This is a genomic window from Collinsella sp. AM40-7AC (genome assembly GCF_003468125.1).
GTDB lineage: Bacteria > Actinomycetota > Coriobacteriia > Coriobacteriales > Coriobacteriaceae > Collinsella > Collinsella aerofaciens_O.
The window spans coordinates 63,535-81,072 of the sequence record NZ_QSGK01000005.1; the positions used below are offsets into that span (position 1 = coordinate 63,535).

The 17,538-nt window shown below is 61.9% G+C and carries 14 protein-coding genes; 2 read left to right on the plus strand and 12 right to left on the minus strand.

Going from position 1 to position 17,538, the window contains the following annotated elements:
• Positions 1–112 precede the first annotated feature (112 nt).
• The 6 genes from DW892_RS05535 to DW892_RS05560 form a co-directional block, all read right to left on the minus strand.
• Complete coding sequence (locus DW892_RS05535) at positions 113–1,318, minus strand: DUF362 domain-containing protein (RefSeq protein ID WP_117766262.1); 1,206 nt, start codon at positions 1,316–1,318, stop codon at positions 113–115.
• A gap of 201 nt (positions 1,319–1,519) precedes the next feature.
• Positions 1,520–4,186, minus strand: a complete 2,667-nt coding sequence (locus DW892_RS05540; RefSeq protein ID WP_117766264.1) for an ABC transporter permease — start codon at positions 4,184–4,186, stop codon at positions 1,520–1,522.
• Between the two features lie 8 nt (positions 4,187–4,194).
• Complete coding sequence (locus DW892_RS05545) at positions 4,195–4,908, minus strand: ABC transporter ATP-binding protein (protein WP_117766266.1); 714 nt, start codon at positions 4,906–4,908, stop codon at positions 4,195–4,197.
• A gap of 165 nt (positions 4,909–5,073) precedes the next feature.
• Positions 5,074–6,279 (minus strand): ABC transporter permease, encoded by a 1,206-nt coding sequence (locus DW892_RS05550; RefSeq protein ID WP_117766268.1) that lies wholly within the window; start codon positions 6,277–6,279, stop codon positions 5,074–5,076.
• A complete protein-coding gene (locus tag DW892_RS05555; RefSeq protein WP_117766270.1) occupies positions 6,266–7,453 on the minus strand; it encodes an ABC transporter permease in 1,188 nt (395 codons plus the stop codon). Before DW892_RS05555 ends, DW892_RS05550 begins: the two co-directional genes overlap by 14 nt.
• Positions 7,454–7,462: 9 nt before the next feature.
• Positions 7,463–8,401: an ABC transporter ATP-binding protein gene (locus tag DW892_RS05560; protein WP_117766272.1), complete on the minus strand. Its 939-nt coding sequence runs from the start codon at positions 8,399–8,401 to the stop codon at positions 7,463–7,465.
• A 210-nt stretch (positions 8,402–8,611) separates the two neighbouring features.
• On the opposite strand from DW892_RS05560, the gene DW892_RS05565 reads away from it, so the two are divergent.
• Positions 8,612–9,757 (plus strand): sensor histidine kinase, encoded by a 1,146-nt coding sequence (locus tag DW892_RS05565; protein WP_117778699.1) that lies wholly within the window; start codon positions 8,612–8,614, stop codon positions 9,755–9,757.
• Positions 9,754–10,383: a response regulator transcription factor gene (locus DW892_RS05570; RefSeq protein ID WP_117766276.1), complete on the plus strand. Its 630-nt coding sequence runs from the start codon at positions 9,754–9,756 to the stop codon at positions 10,381–10,383. Before DW892_RS05565 ends, DW892_RS05570 begins: the two co-directional genes overlap by 4 nt.
• A 799-nt stretch (positions 10,384–11,182) precedes the next feature.
• On the opposite strand, the gene DW892_RS05575 is transcribed toward DW892_RS05570, so the two are convergent.
• The 6 genes from DW892_RS05575 to DW892_RS05600 form a co-directional block, all read right to left on the minus strand.
• A complete protein-coding gene (locus tag DW892_RS05575; protein ID WP_117630030.1) occupies positions 11,183–11,524 on the minus strand; it encodes a 4Fe-4S dicluster domain-containing protein in 342 nt (113 codons plus the stop codon).
• Positions 11,525–11,531: 7 nt separating this feature from the next.
• Positions 11,532–12,620: a nickel-dependent hydrogenase large subunit gene (locus tag DW892_RS05580; RefSeq protein ID WP_117766278.1), complete on the minus strand. Its 1,089-nt coding sequence runs from the start codon at positions 12,618–12,620 to the stop codon at positions 11,532–11,534.
• A gap of 5 nt (positions 12,621–12,625) precedes the next feature.
• Positions 12,626–13,315: an NADH-quinone oxidoreductase subunit C gene (locus tag DW892_RS05585; protein WP_117766280.1), complete on the minus strand. Its 690-nt coding sequence runs from the start codon at positions 13,313–13,315 to the stop codon at positions 12,626–12,628.
• Entirely contained in the window at positions 13,315–13,893 is a 579-nt protein-coding gene (locus tag DW892_RS05590) for an NADH-quinone oxidoreductase subunit B family protein (RefSeq protein ID WP_117766282.1), read from the minus strand. Before DW892_RS05590 ends, DW892_RS05585 begins: the two co-directional genes overlap by 1 nt.
• Positions 13,894–13,905: 12 nt before the next feature.
• Positions 13,906–16,788: a proton-conducting transporter membrane subunit gene (locus DW892_RS05595; RefSeq protein WP_187364987.1), complete on the minus strand. Its 2,883-nt coding sequence runs from the start codon at positions 16,786–16,788 to the stop codon at positions 13,906–13,908.
• 181 nt (positions 16,789–16,969) lie between these two features.
• Positions 16,970–17,365, minus strand: a complete 396-nt coding sequence (locus DW892_RS05600) for a helix-turn-helix domain-containing protein (RefSeq protein ID WP_117766284.1) — start codon at positions 17,363–17,365, stop codon at positions 16,970–16,972.
• Positions 17,366–17,538 lie beyond the last annotated feature (173 nt).

Here is a 17,538-nt window from a genome sequence, read left to right on the forward strand (position 1 = left end):
GTCTCGAAATTTGCCGCATACTTCCGGAAAGCCGCCCGCAAGCGCTGTGCTCACGGGCGGCTTTTGCTAACGTTGCGCTACAAAAGCGCTTGATATGTCCAATAGACAGGTGCTACTTGACCTCGATGAGCTCATACTTGCTCGTGCCCAGGCCGATCTTTTCGGCATGCGCGATGCACGCGCGCCAGTCGGTGTCGGGATGCGTGATGCAGAAGGGGTCCTTGGCCTGCTCGCCCTCCAGATGCTCGTGGTTATGCTCCATCTTGGCCGCGCTATCGGTGAGTTCGGTGTTGGACAGCGGCTCGGATGCCATGACGGCATCGGCGCAGGCCTGATCGATAGCGACCGAGTCGAAGCTCGCGAACATGCCGATATCGTTAACGATAGGCGTGTCGTTTTCGGGGTGGCAGTCGCAGTTGGGACTGATGTCCATGGCGAGCGAGATGTGGAAGCTCGGACGGTCCTGAACAATGGCCTTCGTGTACTCAGCGATCTTGTAGTTGAGTACGTCGGCCGCGGCATCATAGTCGGGCTTGATGCAGTCCTGGTTGCACGCCGCAATGCAGCGTCCGCAGCCCACACAGCGATCGTGGTCGATGGCGGCCACGTGCACCGTGCGGGCGTTGCCGTTGGCAAGCTCGCGCTCGCGGGTATCGTCAAACGAGATGGCGTTGTGCGCACAGATCTTTTCGCAGGCACGGCAGCCAACGCAGTGCTCAGTCGCGACGTTCGGCTTGCCGGCGGCATGCTGCTCCATCTTGCCGGCACGGCTGCCGCCTCCCATGCCCAGGTTCTTCATGGCGCCGCCAAAACCGGCCTGCTCATGGCCCTTAAAGTGGGTGAGGCTGATCACGATATCGGCATCCATGAGCGCCTGACCGATCTTTGCCTCGCGCACATACTCACCGCCCTCGACCGGGACGAGCGCCTCGTCGGTACCCTTGAGGCCGTCGGCGATGATGATCTGGCAGCCTGTGGCGTACGGGGTAAAGCCGTTCTGGTAGGCGGTGTCGATGTGCTCGAGCGCGTTTTTGCGGCTGCCCACATAGAGCGTGTTGCAGTCGGTGAGGAAGGGCTTGCCGCCCAGCTCCTTCACCACGTCCGCGACGGCGCGGGCGTAGTTGGGGCGCAAAAAGCTCAGGTTGCCCAGCTCGCCAAAGTGGATCTTGATGGCGACGAACTTATTCTCGAAGTCGATCTGCTCGATACCGGCGCGACGAATGAGGCGCTTGAGCTTGTCGAGCTGGCTCTCGCGAGCATGCGTGCGCAGGTTGGTGAAGTACACCTTAGCGGGTGCTGCGGGTGCAGTTGCGGTCATAGTTATATCCCCTCGGTCTATATGGCGTTACAGACATAGAGGATGGTACCCGTTGAAGTGGGGTTGAAGTCAAGCGCAACGCCGAGTCGCTAGGCACTCATTGGGGACAGACTTAAATGAGTGCTTGCCGCCCGGCCAGCGAGCCGGCGATCCGGCAAAGACTGTCCCCAACGACTAGTCGTTTAAGAACGTCCCCAATGACTACTCCTGCACCTTGAGGGCTTCGGCCAGACCGACGCGCTTGATAGAGCGCGTGTGTAGCAGCGCCACGACCAGGTAGGTCGCAAAGCCAATGCCGACGCATGCAGCCATGGACCAAGCGGGCACGTAGATCTCGATATTGCCGTTGTAGGCGAGCAGCATCGAGCGGAAGATGGCCGTGAGCGAGCCAATAATGACCGGCAGGCTCAGCACGAGCGACGCCGCCACGCACGGCGTGATCGAGCGGATGTACAGATGCGAGATCTCGCTATCTCGATAGCCAAAGACTTTCATATAGCTAATCGAACGGGCGCTGTGGTCGATCACCGCCTTGGTCAGCAGGTACATAAACAGCAGGAAGATAAACACCGCGAGCCCGACCATCATGCCGATCATTTTGCTCATCATGCCGATGAACTGGTCGCCCACGGCGCGCATGTCGTCGGGCGTGGTGTCGCCGGCAAAGTAGCGCGCGTCGAGGTCGAGCTTCTCGTCGCTCACATAGCCGTTAAAGTAGGCGGCATCGTTGTCGAACAGCTCGTTAAAGTCATCGATACTCATATAGATATTCATGTCCGACTTGGAGCCCCAGGCACAGTCCTTGCCCGCGTACTTAAGAGAATAATCCCGAGCCTCGTACTTGTCGCGAAGCTCGACCTTCTGGCCCTCGCTCCAGCCAAACTTATCGAGCAGACCGCCGCCAAAGACGACGCGCCCGTCGCCGACGTTGAGGTCTTTCCAATAGCGCGAATGAGATGAAATGCCGTAGACGGAAATCGTCTCCTCGCCATTACCATCGCCGCGGTCGTATTGCAGCTGGTAAACGGCATATTTCTCGGCCTGCGCGATTGCGCCCGCGCCGTTGTCGGTCGTATTGACCGGGTGGATATCGTCGTTGTCAGTGTCGATCTTAGAGGCCTTGTCGATCAGATCGATGGCCTCATCGCGGTTGCAGCCGAGGGCGTCGGCAAGATCGTCAAGGCGCGCGTAGAGCTCATCCTTCTTGTCCTGGACCTTGGCAAGCGCATCCTGCGCTGCGGTCAGGCTCTCGGCAGACGGAGATGCGGTCGCGGCATCGGCTGCCGTCTGCGCCGCATCGGCCGCGCCGTCAAGCTCGTCATCGGCATCCTGGGCGGCAGAAAGCAGCGCGCCGTCAACCGACTGCAAGCGCTCGAGTGCCGACCACTGCTCGCGCTCCTCGGCAGTACCCTCAAGCTCTAGCGGAGCCTTGAGTGTGTACTGATGCTCGGCGACCAGGCTCGTCTCGAGGTTGTCCGCATAGTGCGTCATCGTGGGCAGGATCGCCAGACCAAAGAGCAAAAGCAGCGACCCAAACGCGATGCCCACGAAGAGCGTGGCGAAGTTGCCCAGGTTGCGCAGGAAGACGCGCAGGCGGAAGCGCGAGACAAAGCCCATGCGCTCCGGCAGCTGCAGGCCGCGCTTGGTGCCCGATTTGCCGCTCGCCTCGTGACGAAGGAACCGCAACGGCGTCTTGCCCATCTTGCGAAGCAGGCCCACCAGCGTGATGAGGATGAGCGCGGCGGCGGGAACCACGGCGCACTTCACAAAGATCTCCCAGCTCCAGTACACCTGGAAGGGCGGCAGGCTGTACGAGCCGTAGTAGAGACCGCGCATGGGCTCGGTAAAGAACGCAACGCCGAGAGCGGTGCCCAGTAGCGCCGCGGCCACGCCTACGATGGCGGGAAGCGCTAGGTAGTGCAGCACGATTTCGCGACGGCGATAGCCGCTGGCGAGCAGCGTGCCGATGATGGCGCTCTCCTCCTCGATGGTGGCGTCGGTGAGCACCACAAAGACAAACGCCATGATCACGATGATGATGTCGAGCAACGTCATCCACATCATGGAGTCGCCGTCGACGTCGTCGCGCGCATAGCCAATGCCCTGATTGGAATCGGCATCGATCAGATCGTCCACGCGCGCATCGGCATCGGCCAGCGCCCCGACCATATCCTGCTCCGTATCGATGCGATCCGCGGTGGGGAGGTCGCGGTCGTTAAAGGTAAAGGAGTACGTATAGGCGGGTGCGCCGCCGGCATCCTCGAGCGCAACAAAACCGGCGTCGGTGACCTCGGCTACGCCATACGTGATGGTGTTCACCGTAAAGTCCGAATTGTCGAGGAACAACGCCTGGCTATCGGGCTGCGTCATGATCCCGCAGATGGTATAGGTGCGCCCCTCGAGCTCGACCTTATCGCCGATGGCGAGGTCGTTATTGGTGGCAAAGACGCGGTCGATGGCCACCTCGTCGTCCGCCTTGGGTTCCTTGCCCTCACAGTAGGACGCAATGTCCACCTTAGCGCGGTGCGCATAGGTGCGCAGGGTCCGCTTGGTGCCGTCGTCGCCAGCCGCCTTTTTGATGATGGCGTCGATAGAGAAGTTCTTGTAGAACGTAACGCCGCCGACGTCCTCAGCCGCGTCTTCGGCAGCCTTGAGCTGGTCTTTGGTGGCCTCGAAGGAGGTAGTCACGCGGCCGTCCTCGATCGTGTATGCATCGCGCATGTCGTCAATGAGGCAGCCGATGGAATGCGCCGCGAGCAAAAAGCCCGACGTGAGAGCGATGCTTCCGCACATAAGCAAAAAGATGCCCAGGTACTTGCCGATATTGCGGCGCAGCTCGCGCGGGAGACGTTTTGCGAGAGGTGTCATGGCGCCGCCTACCAATCGAGCTCGGCGGCCGCGACGGGTGACTCGTTGAGCTCATCCTCGACGATGCGCCCGTCGCGCAGGCGCAGCACGCGATTGGCCATGCGCGCGATGGCCGCATTGTGGGTGACGATGATGATGGTGCAGCCGTAGGTGCGGTTGACGTCATCCATGAGCTGCAGGATTTCCTTGGATGTCTTGTAGTCGAGCGCGCCCGTGGGCTCGTCGCACAGCAGCAGGCCCGGATTTTTGACGAGCGCACGGCCGATGGCGCAGCGCTGCTGCTGGCCGCCCGAGACCTGGCGCGGAAACTTGTTGCGGTGCTCGTAGAGGCCCAGCGAACGCAGCAGATCGTCGACATTGAGCGGGTTTTTGGACAGGTGCGCCGTGACCTCGATGTTTTCCTTGATGGTAAGGTCGGGCACCAGGTTGTAGAACTGGAAGACAAAGCCCAGCTCGCGGCGTCGGTACTCGCCCAGATCGGCGGGCTTGAGCGCCGTGAGATCGCAGCCGTCCACCATGATGGAGCCGCCGTCGGCATCCTCCAGGCCGCCGATCAGGTTGAGAAAGGTCGACTTGCCCGAGCCCGAGGGCCCCAGCATGACGCAGATCTCGCCGCGGTTGATGGACGTGTCGATGCCGTCGAGTACCGTCAGGCGCGCATCGCCGTCGCCGTAGTGTTTCTTGAGTCCGTTGACCTGGACGTAGGCACGCTTTGTCGCCATGCTATCCCCCGTTGTTAGCCTTCTGCTACTTTTCTAGGCTAATAGTAAACCCGGGCGAACTATTTTTAAGCGACGTGCGCGAACTATTTTCCAACCTACTCATTGGGACAGTCCCTGCCAGCCCTGCCGGCGAATCGGCAAAGACTGTCCCCAATGACTAGGTGGCTAGGCGTGGGATTTGTTGTGCGCGAGGGCTAGGCCTACGGCGGCGATGGCCGCGGCAAAGAGCACCGTGACGCCCAGATCGCAGGCGATGTCGCCCAGCACGGTGGACGTCAGGTCCGCGGCGAGCGCCTTGCCGATCGCGTCGTTCACCCAATACGTCGGCACAAAGTGCGCCACCGTCTGCACGGCCGAGCCCATGAGCGACAGTGGCATCCAGGCGCCGCCCAAAAACGTCATGAGCATGCCGAGCAGGTTGCCCACACCGTTGAGCAGCTCCTCGCGCGCGCCCAGGCTCGACAGCGTAAAGCCAACGGCCAGCGGCGTGCACGCCAGGGCAAACGTTGCCGCCAGCGCCAGGCACACGCGACCCACGCCGACCTCGGCAACCGCGCTGGCAAAGCCCACGACGCCCATCATGCTCGACACGAGCCAGATGCAGACGGCGAGCACGGCGGCGGCCGCGAACACAGCGAGCGAACGCTGGCGCTCAGAGACCGGGCTGGCATCCATGCGGCGCACGCGCTCGGGCTCGTTCATGCCCGAAAACACCAGTCCCACCGACACGATGACCGACGAGATGATCGCGTACGCGCCAAAGTTGAAGTACGACTCGAGCGTGGTAGCAGCAGTCGAGTCGACCTTGACCTGCTCGATCTGGACCTCCGCGCGCTTTGCGGCCGCGTGCTCGGCGGCCCTTGCGACGTCACCGTTGGAGGCAGCGGGTTCAAGCGCCGCCGCAGCGCCCGCGAGCGAGATCCAGCGCGAGGCCTCGGCGGACGAAAGCGCCGCCGCCATGGTGCCGGAACCATAGGTCACGTCGAGCTTGGGCAGGGCCTCCCCCGCACGGGCGGCTGCAACAAGATCGTCCTCAAACCCCTCCGGGATAAAGAACACGCAATCGGCACTGCCCTTGGCGCTGTTGCTCTTGGAGAGCGCGTCGGCAAGGTCGTATGTGTCGTCGCCGACGCCCGTGACCAGGTCAAAGCGTGAGCCCAGGTGCTTGGTAAGCGCCCGCGAAAGGTCGCTATTGTCGCGGTCGACCACGATCACGTTGGTGTCGTAGGGCTTGTACTCGGTAAGCTGCGACGAGTTCCAGCTCACCGAAGCCGCGATGAATACGCCCATGAGCGAGATGAACACCGTATAGATGAGCAGGTAGAACGGGTGCGCCAGCGCCATGCGAAGCGCGGTCTTAAAGGTGCTCATAGCGGCTCCTTCCAAAGATCAGCGTAGCGGCGGCGACAAACACCAGGGCCATCAGGACGAGCGCGCCGGCGCGAACAGCGAAGGGCCCCAGGTCCTCAAAGAAATACAGGCGATTGAACATGTCGCAGATGAGCTTGACGGGGTTGAGCCAGCACTCGACCGGACAAGCGCGGGCGACGTCGTCGGCAAGCGCCATCGCCGGCTCGCCGTAGAGGCCGGCGAACAGGGCGCACGTGGTGGCAAAGCCCGTGAGGATGCCCGACTTGGATGCCTTGCCGCCCTTAACGGGAAGCGTGCCCACAAAAAGCCCCAGGCCCGTGGCGGCAAGCGCGGATGCAGCCCCGCCCAGCAGGCACAACCCCTCGCGCCCGCCAAAGTCGACGCCCACGACCAGGCGCACGTAGCCGATCGCAACCGCCATCGATGCAAAGGAAACCAGCCACGAGCCGACAAAAATGCCGGCCAGCGACGCCGTCTTGGAAAGACCGCCCACGCAGCGGCGCGCGCCAAGGCCCGACAGATTAGGCTGCAAATCGACGACGCTCAAGGCGGCAAACTCGGCAGACATCATCGCGACCAGGCCAAAAAGCGCGTAATAGTAGATGACCGTGCCATCGGGCGTGGCACGAGTCAGGCTCATGCGGCGGGTTCCGCCCTCGAGCGACAGGGCGTGCGCAACCGCCGCCGGATCGGCGAGCGCCGCCGGGTTGTCCTGGGCAATCTGGCGCATGAGCTCGACATTTTGCGTATACGAGCTTGCCACCGTTTCAAGGATGCTGCGGTCGGTGAGCACCGACGAGGCGCGCGAGCTGTCGTAACTCGACAGCAGCGTGAGCCTGGGCGTGCCCGCGGCATCAACCGTATAGATGCCCGCGACCTCGCCGGACTTGAGCGCACGGTTCGCGGCGTCCACATCCTCGCACTCGTGGATCTCGAGCAGCTGATCGTTGTCTTCCTTGGCAAGCGACGTCGCCACGCCCTTAAAGGTCGAAGCGTCCCAAGCCTCGTCCGCCACGACGGCAACCGGCACCGGGTCGATCTTGCCGTCGGAGCTGAGGTTAGCAAACATAAACATGAACATCGTGGAAAGTGCGACGGGAAAGAGAGCACCCCAGACCCACGTGCTCGGCCGGCGCAGCAGCGTCTTGACCGTAGTGATGATGGTGTTGAACATGGCTGCCCCCTAGTCGCGCAGCTCGCGGCCGGTGATCTCGAGGAACACGTCGTTGAGGGTCGGCGGTTCGGAATAAATGCGGCCGAGCGCCACGTCATGCGAACGCAGCACATCGAGAATGTCCGTCAGGTTATGCGGGCTCGCCTCGCACGAAAACGTGAGCTGGCCCGCCGTCGCCGACAGGTCCAGGACATGCGGCAGGCTCGCGACGGCACCGAGCGCCGCGCTCGGCACCTCGCCGACCTCGATCACGATCTTCTCGCCCATCTGAATCATGCGCTTGAGCTCGTCGTTGGTGCCCTGCGCCAGCACGCGCCCGCCGTCCATGATCATGATGCGGCTGCAGATCTGCTCGACTTCCTCCATGTAATGGCTGGTGTACACCACCGTGGCGCCCTCGTCGCGCAGGCGGCAGATGCCCTCCAGGATGGCGTTGCGGCTCTGCGGATCGACTGCCACCGTGGGCTCGTCAAAGAAGATGAGCTCGGGCTTGTGCGCGATGCCACAGGCAATGTTGAGGCGGCGTGCCAAGCCGCCCGAGAGCTTTCCGGGACGAAACTTGGTAAAGTCGCCCAGGCCGACAAAGTCGATCGCCTCGTCCACCAGCGCGCGGCGGCGCTTGCGGTCGTTGACGTAGAGGCTGCAGAAATAGTCGATGTTTTCGAGCACGGTGAGCTCGTCGAACACCGCCACCTGCTGTGGCACCACGCCGACGCGACGCTTAAGGTCGTAGCGGGTGGGCGTCATGGGCTCGCCGAACAGCTCAATGGTGCCTTTGTCGTAGGCAAGCAGCTGCAAGATACAGTTGATGGACGTGGTTTTGCCCGAGCCGTTGGGGCCCAGCAGGCCAAAGATCTCGCCGGGGGCGATGCTCAGGTTAAAGTGGTCGAGCGCAATAAGGTCATCGTAGCGCTTGACGAGGTTTTCGACATGGACGATGTCTGTCATGAGGCGGCCCTTCTGTTGGTCGTGGCCCGGTACGATTTCATCATCGCAGGAGCGGGCGGCGCGCACCAGTGAGCTTTGTCACGAGTGAGGGGGGCGGAGGCGAAACCCCCGCTCGCGCGAGCGATCGACGCCGATTTGCCGCGCGGGAGGAATGTCACGGTTGCCCCGGGCGGCCCCTCCACCACGCGCGGCTTCGCGTACAATACCCGTATGAACAGGCTTTTCGACAAATCGATTGTGCTGGCGTGCTGTATCGCAGCCGCTCTGGGCCTTGCTGTGGACGCTCGCCTGGTCGCGGCGTTTTGCCTTGGCGTTATTGCCACCTCGCTGGCTGAGCTCGCGCAGGGGAAAAGCGCCCGGCGCGCGAGCGAGACCGCGAGCTGCGCTTACATCATCGCGGCTGTCTTCGTGCCGCCGTTTGTGCCGTTTGCGCCTCTCGCCCTCTATGACATCGCGCGGCGGGTGCGCCGTGAGCACGCCTGGGCCGCGCTGGGCATTGGCGCCACCTTTGTCTTTGCGCTTGTCGCGGACCTTCGCACCGACGCGCTCACCGCCCGAACGCTCCTGCTGACTGCCATCCTTTCGGTTGCCGCTACCTTGCTATCGCTGCGCACCGCCCAGTTGGAACGCGAGCAGCAGCGCATGCGCCGCACCCGCGACGAGCTGCAGGAACGAGCCCTCGCGCTCGAAGCGCGCAACCGCGATCTTGCCGATCGCCAGGACTACGAAGTCGAGCTCGCGACGCTCGCCGAACGCGCCCGCATCGCGCGCGAGATCCACGATAACGTCGGGCACCAGCTCACGCGTACCTCGCTGCAGACCGAGGCCCTGTGCATAGTCCACGCCGATGAACCCGGCGTCGCCGCCGATTTCGCCGACGTCAAGCACACCGTTGACGAGGCGCTCCAGCTTGTGCGCACCAGCGTCCACGCGCTCAACGACAACGCCGTCGATCTTTCCGTGCAGCTCGAACGCATTGTTGAAGGCGCACGCTCGGACGGCGGCCCGCAGATTGAGCTTGAAGTTATGACCGAACATGCGCCCGCAAACGTCGCCAACTGCTTTGCGGCGGTCCTGCGCGAGGCGCTATCCAACACCATGCGCCACGCCCGCGCGCAAAACGTTGCTGTGCGATGCATGGAGCATCCATCGTTTTACCAGCTCATCGTTACCGACGATGGCATGGGCGGGACCCAGACGGGCGGTCGCGGCGCCGCCGAGGGCATGGGGCTCGGCTCCATGCGCGAGCGCGTCGAGGCGCTTGGCGGCACCTTCACCGCCGGCCCGCGCGCCGGCGTCGGCGGCTGGCGCGTGTTTGCCACCGTCCCCAAACAGCAAGGAGATGAGGCCCGATGAGGCTCATTGTTGTCGACGACGACCGCCTAGTGGTCGATTCGCTCAAGATTATCCTGGGCGCCCAGCCGCAGATCGAGGTAGTGGGCACCGGCGCCAACGGCAACGACGCGGTTTCGCTCTATGCCGAACACGCACCCGATATTGCACTGCTCGACATTCAGATGCCGGGACGCGACGGCCTATCGGCGGCGCGCGAGATCCTCGAGCGCGACCCTGCGGCGCGCGTGGTGTTTCTGACAACATTCTCGGATGACGAGTACATTGTGTCGGCGCTCAAGCTGGGCGCCCGCGGCTACCTGATCAAAACCGATGTCGCCGCTATTCCACCGGCGTTGGCGCAGGTCATGGACGGCAAACGCGTGCTCGAGGGCAAGGCGATCGAGGACATCGATTTTGACGGGACAGGCGCCGATGCCAGCACGCCTCGCCGACCCGCCGCCTTTGCCAGCCTGACCGACCGTGAGTTCGAAGTCGCCGAGCTCATCGCCCGCGGCCTCGATAACAAGGAGATTGCCGCCGCCGCTTACATGGGCGAAGGCACGGTGCGCAACCACATCAGCTCGATCCTTGCCAAAATGGGCCTACGCAACCGCACGCAGATCGCCATCGCCTACCTGCGAGGGTAATTACCCAACAACCGACCACCCCGGCATAGCAAAATGGCTGCTATCGATTTAATGCCATTTCAAAACTATGTCGGTTTACTACGATGAATCGCCCACCTTCGACCACGGCAAATTGCGCGCTTCCAAAACCGCAGGTAGAACGCTTGCAATATTTAGAAAAATGCAGTCATGGTCGGGAATGCCGAATTCATCGTAGTAAACCGACATAGTTTTATTCGCGACGGCCCTGCACGAGTGCCTCCGCAAACCTCGCGAGACCAAAATGATCCGTTTTCTTCCGCCCACGGAGATCGGCTGACGGCGCCCACCACGAAATCGGCCCATCTACTACGTTTGACCCGATACCCCTGACCATAGCCGCGTTTCATGAAAAACCGCAGGCGTTCTACCTGCGGTTTTCATTTCGCATTGCTTGCCGTGGTCGAGGGCTGCCGCCTAAACATAGTAGATGGGCCCATTTCGTGGCAGACGGATCACGCGGCAGCCTTCGCAAGGCAAAAATGATCCGCTTTCCTCCGTCCATGGGAGATCAAGAGCTGTCACGGATATGGTGCCATTTCAAAACTATGCCGGATTACGGAGCTAAAGTCGGGGCCCTCATCCATACCTTCATTTTTTGAAAAACGGCAGGCTATCTACCTGCGGTTTTGTTTTTGCGATTTTCTATATGGTCGGAGGTTCGCTATCCAGTCCCGTAATCCGGCATAGTTTTGTTCGCAGCGGCACAACCGCGCGCTCACGCGCGGGGCCGGCGGGGCTTTTTTGCCCCGCCGGCCCCTATTCCAGTTCTACCCCTGCGCTACTCCGGCTTGGTTTCTACTGTGGGAGTCTTGTCCGCTGCGACTGGGGTGCGGGCGGTGTCCATAGTCAGGCAGTGCTTGGGGCAGCTCTCGATGCACTCACCGCACACCACGCAGGCATACGGGTCGATCGACCACGTTCCACCCTTGCGATCGACTGCGAGCGCGCCCGCCGGACAGCGACGCGCACACATGCCGCAGCAGATGCACGCGTCCATGTCGTTGACGATATGCCCGCGCAAGCGCTCGGGTGCCGCGAGCTTCTCCTGCGGATAGCACACCGTTACCGGCTGCTTGACCATAGAGCCCAAGGCCGTCTTGGCAAATGTCAGCAAACTCATGCCGCGCCTACCTTTCCGTGCAGCTAATGCAGGGGTCGATGGTCAGGATAATCATGGGCACGTTGGCAAGGAGCACGCCCTGCAGCGCATGTGTCAGACCCGCCAGGTTCTGCGACGTCGGCGTGCGCACGCGGAAGCGGTCCAGGTTCTTGGTGCCGTTACCGCGCACATAGTAATACGCCTCGCCGCGCGGCTGCTCAATCACAACCTCGCCGCGTGCGCCGTCGGCCGGCGTAAGCTTGGTGCGCCCGCCGATCCCGTCGTGCGGAATCTTGCCCACAAGCTCCTTAATGATGTCCATGGCCTGCGTGACCTCGGCACAGCGCACCTGGCAGCGGGCATAGCAATCGCCATCGGTGGCGACAACCGGCTCAAACGCAGCCAGGTCCGCATAGGCACCGTCGCTAAACATGCGCACGTCGTAGTCCACGCCCGAGGCGCGCCCAAACGGGCCGACCATCGACAGATCCAGCGCGTCCTTCTTGCTGATCACGCCCACGCCATGCAGGCGCTCGCCACAGCTGACGTCGTCCAAAAACGTATGCACCAGGGCCTCGTAGTCGGGACGCATGGCATCGAGCGTCTGGACAATGCCAGCCAGCTCGGAGTCCTCAATGTCGTGCTTTAGGCCGCCGATCTCGTTAATCGAAAGGATCACGCGGCCACCGCACGTGCTCTCGAAGATCTTGAGAATCTGCTCGCGCAGGGTCCACGACCGATAGAACAGCGCCTCGAAGCCAAAGGCATCGGCGAGCAGGCCCAGCCACAGCAGGTGCGAGTGGATGCGCGAAAGCTCGTGCAGAATGGTGCGAATATACTGCACGCGGCCGGGCACCTCGATGTCGAGCATGCGCTCGCAGGCGCTGGCATAGCCGCAGCTGTGACCCACGGCGCAAATGCCGCAGATGCGCTCGGCGATGTAGCCAAACTGATGCATGTCGCGCTTTTCGGTGAGCTTCTCGAGTCCGCGGTGCACAAAGCCGATCTGCGGAATTGCCTCGATGACGCGGTCGTCCTCGATCACCAGGTCCAGATGAAGCGGCTCGGGCAGCACCGGGTGCTGCGGGCCAAACGGAATAACGGAGCGATGTGCCATGGACCTTACGCCTCCTTTTTCTGCTTGTCGCGGGCGGCCTTGGCGGCAAGCGCCGCGCGGACCTTGGCCGCTTTCTCGGGATCCATGGCGGCAAGCTTTGCTTCCAGCTCGGCGGCTTTGAGCGCGGCCTTGGCAGCGGCATCGTCATGCTGGGCATCGGAGCCGGCAGCCGCAGCGGGCTGGGCGGCAGCAGCGCCCGCAGCGCCCTCCCCCGCAGCGGCGGCCTTCTCGGCCGCGGCCTTGCGCGCCTTGGCCTCGGCGGCGGCACGGACCTTCATGGCCTTCTCGCGCGCAGCCTTCACCTCGGGCGTGATGACGCTCATGGGCTCGGCAGTCGAGACCTGGTAGAAAAAGCCGTTAAAGTCGACCTGCATGTCGGTGATGGCAAGTCCAAACAGGTCATGTGCCTCGTTCTCAAACGGAAATACCGCCGGATAGTACGAGCTGATGGACGGAATCTCCTGGTACTGGTCGATACCCTCGACTACCAGGTTCTCAATCGCATAGTTTCCGTCCCGTGCGATCTGCTCTTGCGCAGCGCGGACGTTGATAAACGTATAGACCAGGCGATACGATCCGTCGTCCACACAGCGCTCGGCATGCATCTGCACAAAGCGCGCGCCGGCACCCTTGAGCGCCTGCACGTGCGCCAGGAGCTCATCGATCCCGACGGTTGTATAGATTGCCTTTTGCATTACTCGGCCTCCTTTGCAGCGGCGGGCGCACCGTCAGCCGTGCCCGCGTCGACACCGGCCCCGGCCCCCGCAGCCACAAACCCGTCCTCGCCCAGCTCAACGCCACCGTCCCAGGTAGCAGCGCCGCCTACGGTAAGCGGGTCGCCGCCGGCACGCATCACGGTCTCCTTCTGATCAAGGATGCCGCACGCCTCCACAATGACATCGATCACGGTCTCGGGGCGAATGGCGCACCCGGGCGCGTACACGTCCACGGGAATCGCGCGGTCCACGCCGCCGATCACGTTGTAGGCATCGCGAAACACGCCGCCCGAGCACGCGCAGATGCCGCACGCCACCACGCACTTGGGCTCGAGCATCTGGTTGTAGATCTGGCGCACGACGGGCAGGTTCTGGGCATTGACCGACCCCGTCACCAAAAAGATATCCGCATGCTTGGGGTTGCCGGTGTTGACCACGCCAAAGCGCTCCGCATCGAACAGCGGCGTGAGCGAGGCCAGCACCTCGATATCGCATCCGTTGCAGCTCGAACCGTCGTAATGAATAACCCACGGCGAGCGCGACATTTTATGATCCATGGATGCCGCCTCCTAAATAAATACGTCGACGAGGATGGGCATAAGGTTGAGCAGGCCAAACACCAGCGCCACGCCCCAGCCGAGCTTAAAGCAGCTGCGCCAGGTGCTACGGGCGAAGGTGTTGTCGATCAGCACCTCGACAAAGTACGTCGCAGCCATCACGACCAGGGCAACCACCCAGCCCACCGGGTTGTCCCAAACAAAGAACATGCCCACCCACATCAAAAACAGCACGGTCTCGCACCAGTGCATAAGGGTCATCTTGGCCAGCGTGCCGCCGCTCATCTCGGTGGCGACGCCCTGGACAATCTCCTGATGTGCGTGATGCGAGTACGAAAGATCGAACGGCGACTTGCGCAGCTTGATGGTAAGCACCGCAAGCAGCGCGAGGAAAATGGGCGCGCTGTACACGATGATGGGGGCCGACTGCCCCGTCACGGCGATGGAATCGAAGCTATCGGTGGCAAGGTACAGACCCACGCTCATCAGCAGAACGGCGGGCTCGTAACTCATAACCTGCAGCAGCTCGCGGTCGGCACCAACCTGGGCAAACGGGCTTTGCGTCGAGGCGGACGCCAACACCACAAAGATCGCGGCGAGCGTCACCATAAAAGCGCACAGCAGCGTGTTGGAACCCGACACAAAGATGCCGCCGCCCACCACGGTAAAGATGAGCGCACACGCCATATAGGTGTCGTCCATGGTGTTTACGCTGGCAGGGGCCTTGCGCAACAGCTTGGCAACGTCGTAGAAAGGCTGAAGCAGGCGCGGACCCACGCGGCCCTGCATGCGGGCCGAAAGCTTGCGGTCAACGCCGTCGATCAAACCGCCCACAAGCGGCGCCAGCAGGGCAAACGCCACGGTGCCAATAAATATGCCCACGACGCCCGAGCCTTCGAAATACTTGCCGCGCAGCACCGAGGGCGCGCTCATGGCAAGTCTCTCGGGCCCAATCCACGCGCAACACAGCAGCGCAAACAAGATAATGCTGCAGCACACGACGCTGCCCGCGGGGCCAATACGCTTCTCGCCAAGGGCGTCCTCCGAGTACCAATTGCGCTTTTCGGCCTTCACTTCGTGTCCCATCGAGCCACGGAAATGGCGATATTTGTCGGTTCCCACGCCCGAAAGATATACGTTTACGTGCGGTTTGTTGCTCACTCGGAACGACGTCAGCAGCACCACGGCGATAAACGCCACGATAACCACCATCAGATACATGGAGTCCTTGCCAATAACGTACGGCACGCGGCCAAACACCATGGCCAAGTAAGGCGACACCAGGCCGCTCGAGATGAGCGGGAACGCCACGCAGCAAAGAATCAGCAGCGCGGCGATGGTGTTGAGGGCCATCCATTCGGTCTTATGGACATTGACCTCAACGTTTTGAGCCGTGGGGTCGACGCCCGAAAGCTTGGCAAGCCACTTGCCCCAGAAGAAGAACGTCGCGGCCGAGCCAAAGGCAAGCACCATGATCATGAGCACGTTGCCGGTCTGCGCGAACGCCACCAGGGCGCCCCACTTGGACACGAGCATGCCAAACGGTGCCACGAACATGCCCATGATGCCCAGCATCATCAGACGCGTAAGGTGCGGCATGCGGCTGAACATACCGTCCATGTCCTCGATATTGCGGCTGCCGATATGATGCTCGGCCGTGCCCACGCACAGGAACAGCAGCGACTTGGCCACCGTGTGGAACAGGATCAGGAAGATGGCGGCCCATACGGCCTCGGGCGCGCCGACACCCAAGCAAGCACTGATGAGGCCCAAGTTGGAAATGGTGGAGTACGCGAGGACGCGTTTGGCGTTGCTCTGCGAGATGGCCATGAGGGCAGCGAGCAAAAACGTGATGGCACCCACGCTCGTGACCATAAAGCCGGTCACGGGATAGATGGCATAGAGCGGGCTGAGCTTGACCATCAGGAACACGCCGGCTTTGACCATGGTTGACGAGTGCAGCAGGGCACTCGTGGGCGTGGGGGCAACCATGGCACCCAATAGCCAAGTGTGGAACGGCATCTGTGCGGCCTTGGTGAGCGCGGCAAGCGACAGCAACAGGACCGGCATCACCAGCAGCGCGGATTGCGCGGTTCCGGCGCTGGAAAGCTCGATCATGCCCGAGATGGTCAGCGGCATGCCGTTAACGTGCAGGTACATGAGTCCGGCCAAAAACGCGATGCCGCCCAGCATGTTGAGGATGATCTGGGTGAAAGCGTTTTTTATGGCCTCGGGCGTGCGCGTGTAGCCAATCATGAGGAACGAGCACACGGTGGTGATTTCCCAGCCACAGAACAGCCACTCCAGGTTGTCGCTTATCACGATGACGAACATGGCCGAGAGGAACAGGTACATGAGCGCCAGGAACTGCGGGCGACGGTCGGGAGCGGTCTGCCCGCGCAGTGCGGCCTCGTGCTCGTCATGGGCCTGGAAGTCCTTCATGTAGCCCAAGGCGTAGATGCAGATCAGGCTGCCGACAATGCCAACGGCGAGGACCATGATCACGCTCATGTAATCCAGGTAGAGCGGCGTGGCGGTGACGACCTCGACCGCAGGCAACGCCATGGCCTGAAAGGCGAACGAGCCCACCAGCTGGACTATGCCGAGCGCCGTGGCGAGCGTGCTCTTGAATTTGCGCGCGTTGTACAGGATGACGTCGCACAGGATGACATCGATGGCGGAGCAGATGATCGAGAGCGTACTCGAGGTGTCGGGGGCAACCTCAAAGCTCTGCGGACCCGTACCAAAAAACATGACGGCGACTACAACTGTCACCGCCATAATGATGCCGGAGCCTACAAGCCCTACCGCATCGCGGGCGCGGTCACCGTGCGCAGACAGCATGCCCAGCGCCGGTACCAGCGGAAACAGGGTAAGGAAATACAGTGGTGTCATACCATCACTCCCCCAGGCAAAAACACTGCAATTGTTTAACGTTATAGCTCAGTTGAGGAGTAGCGGCAGCGGGTTTTCGGTCAACTGGGGAGTTTTAGGTGTACGGGGTAAGGAGTCTGTCCGCATTGGAGCAGAGGGGCGGCAAGAAAAATGCGCCCCCGTGGGCGCACCATCCCGTTCGCTATTCCGCCTTTTTAACGCGTGGTTTACGACCGCGCGGCTTGTCGACCAGCGCATCCGCGCCGCCGTCGCGATACTGGCGGCACCAAGCCTTGACCGAAGACTCGCTGGGAATCTTATGCTTGACCATGGCCTCGCGAACCGTTAAGCCGTTTTCCAAGCGGTCATTGACCACGGCGAGCTTAACTTCGTACGAATAGGTGTGATGATGCGAACCGGCATTGAGAACAGCATCGACACCGCCCACGGCATACGCGCGCGCCCACTGACGAGCCGTGGCCTGGGGAATGCCAAGCTCCGCGGCGAGGGCGCGATGACCGACCCCCTCTTGGAGGATCTCGACGGCGCGCTGCCTGACCTCGGGCGCATGCGTGCGAGTCCTTGTTGCTTCTGACATACCTGCCACTTCTTAGCCTCAACCGTTAATCTGCTTTCTTACGTGCATGTTAGATAGTAGCATTTTGCTGTTCCCGCGTAACAGTTAATTGAAAATCGCAACGGCGGTATCTGGGCATTTGCTATTTATTCGCGACATTTCTTTACGTTTAATTTACGCAGCTAGTTAGCTCG

What these genes read in the sequence shown, in the direction of transcription:
- DW892_RS05535 (WP_117766262.1), bottom strand. Translation starts at nt 1,318, where the DNA reads ATGACCGCAACTGCACCCGCAGCACCCGCTAAGGTGTACTTCACCAAC.
- DW892_RS05550 (WP_117766268.1), bottom strand. Translation starts at nt 6,279, where the DNA reads ATGAGCACCTTTAAGACCGCGCTTCGCATGGCGCTGGCGCACCCGTTC.
- DW892_RS05560 (WP_117766272.1), bottom strand. Translation starts at nt 8,401, where the DNA reads ATGACAGACATCGTCCATGTCGAAAACCTCGTCAAGCGCTACGATGAC.
- DW892_RS05545 (WP_117766266.1), bottom strand. Translation starts at nt 4,908, where the DNA reads ATGGCGACAAAGCGTGCCTACGTCCAGGTCAACGGACTCAAGAAACAC.
- DW892_RS05565 (WP_117778699.1), top strand. Translation starts at nt 8,612, where the DNA reads ATGAACAGGCTTTTCGACAAATCGATTGTGCTGGCGTGCTGTATCGCA.
- DW892_RS05580 (WP_117766278.1), bottom strand. Translation starts at nt 12,620, where the DNA reads ATGGCACATCGCTCCGTTATTCCGTTTGGCCCGCAGCACCCGGTGCTG.
- DW892_RS05570 (WP_117766276.1), top strand. Translation starts at nt 9,754, where the DNA reads ATGAGGCTCATTGTTGTCGACGACGACCGCCTAGTGGTCGATTCGCTC.
- DW892_RS05600 (WP_117766284.1), bottom strand. Translation starts at nt 17,365, where the DNA reads ATGTCAGAAGCAACAAGGACTCGCACGCATGCGCCCGAGGTCAGGCAG.
- DW892_RS05540 (WP_117766264.1), bottom strand. Translation starts at nt 4,186, where the DNA reads ATGACACCTCTCGCAAAACGTCTCCCGCGCGAGCTGCGCCGCAATATC.
- DW892_RS05590 (WP_117766282.1), bottom strand. Translation starts at nt 13,893, where the DNA reads ATGGATCATAAAATGTCGCGCTCGCCGTGGGTTATTCATTACGACGGT.
- DW892_RS05585 (WP_117766280.1), bottom strand. Translation starts at nt 13,315, where the DNA reads ATGCAAAAGGCAATCTATACAACCGTCGGGATCGATGAGCTCCTGGCG.
- DW892_RS05595 (WP_187364987.1), bottom strand. Translation starts at nt 16,788, where the DNA reads ATGACACCACTGTATTTCCTTACCCTGTTTCCGCTGGTACCGGCGCTG.
- DW892_RS05555 (WP_117766270.1), bottom strand. Translation starts at nt 7,453, where the DNA reads ATGTTCAACACCATCATCACTACGGTCAAGACGCTGCTGCGCCGGCCG.
- DW892_RS05575 (WP_117630030.1), bottom strand. Translation starts at nt 11,524, where the DNA reads ATGAGTTTGCTGACATTTGCCAAGACGGCCTTGGGCTCTATGGTCAAG.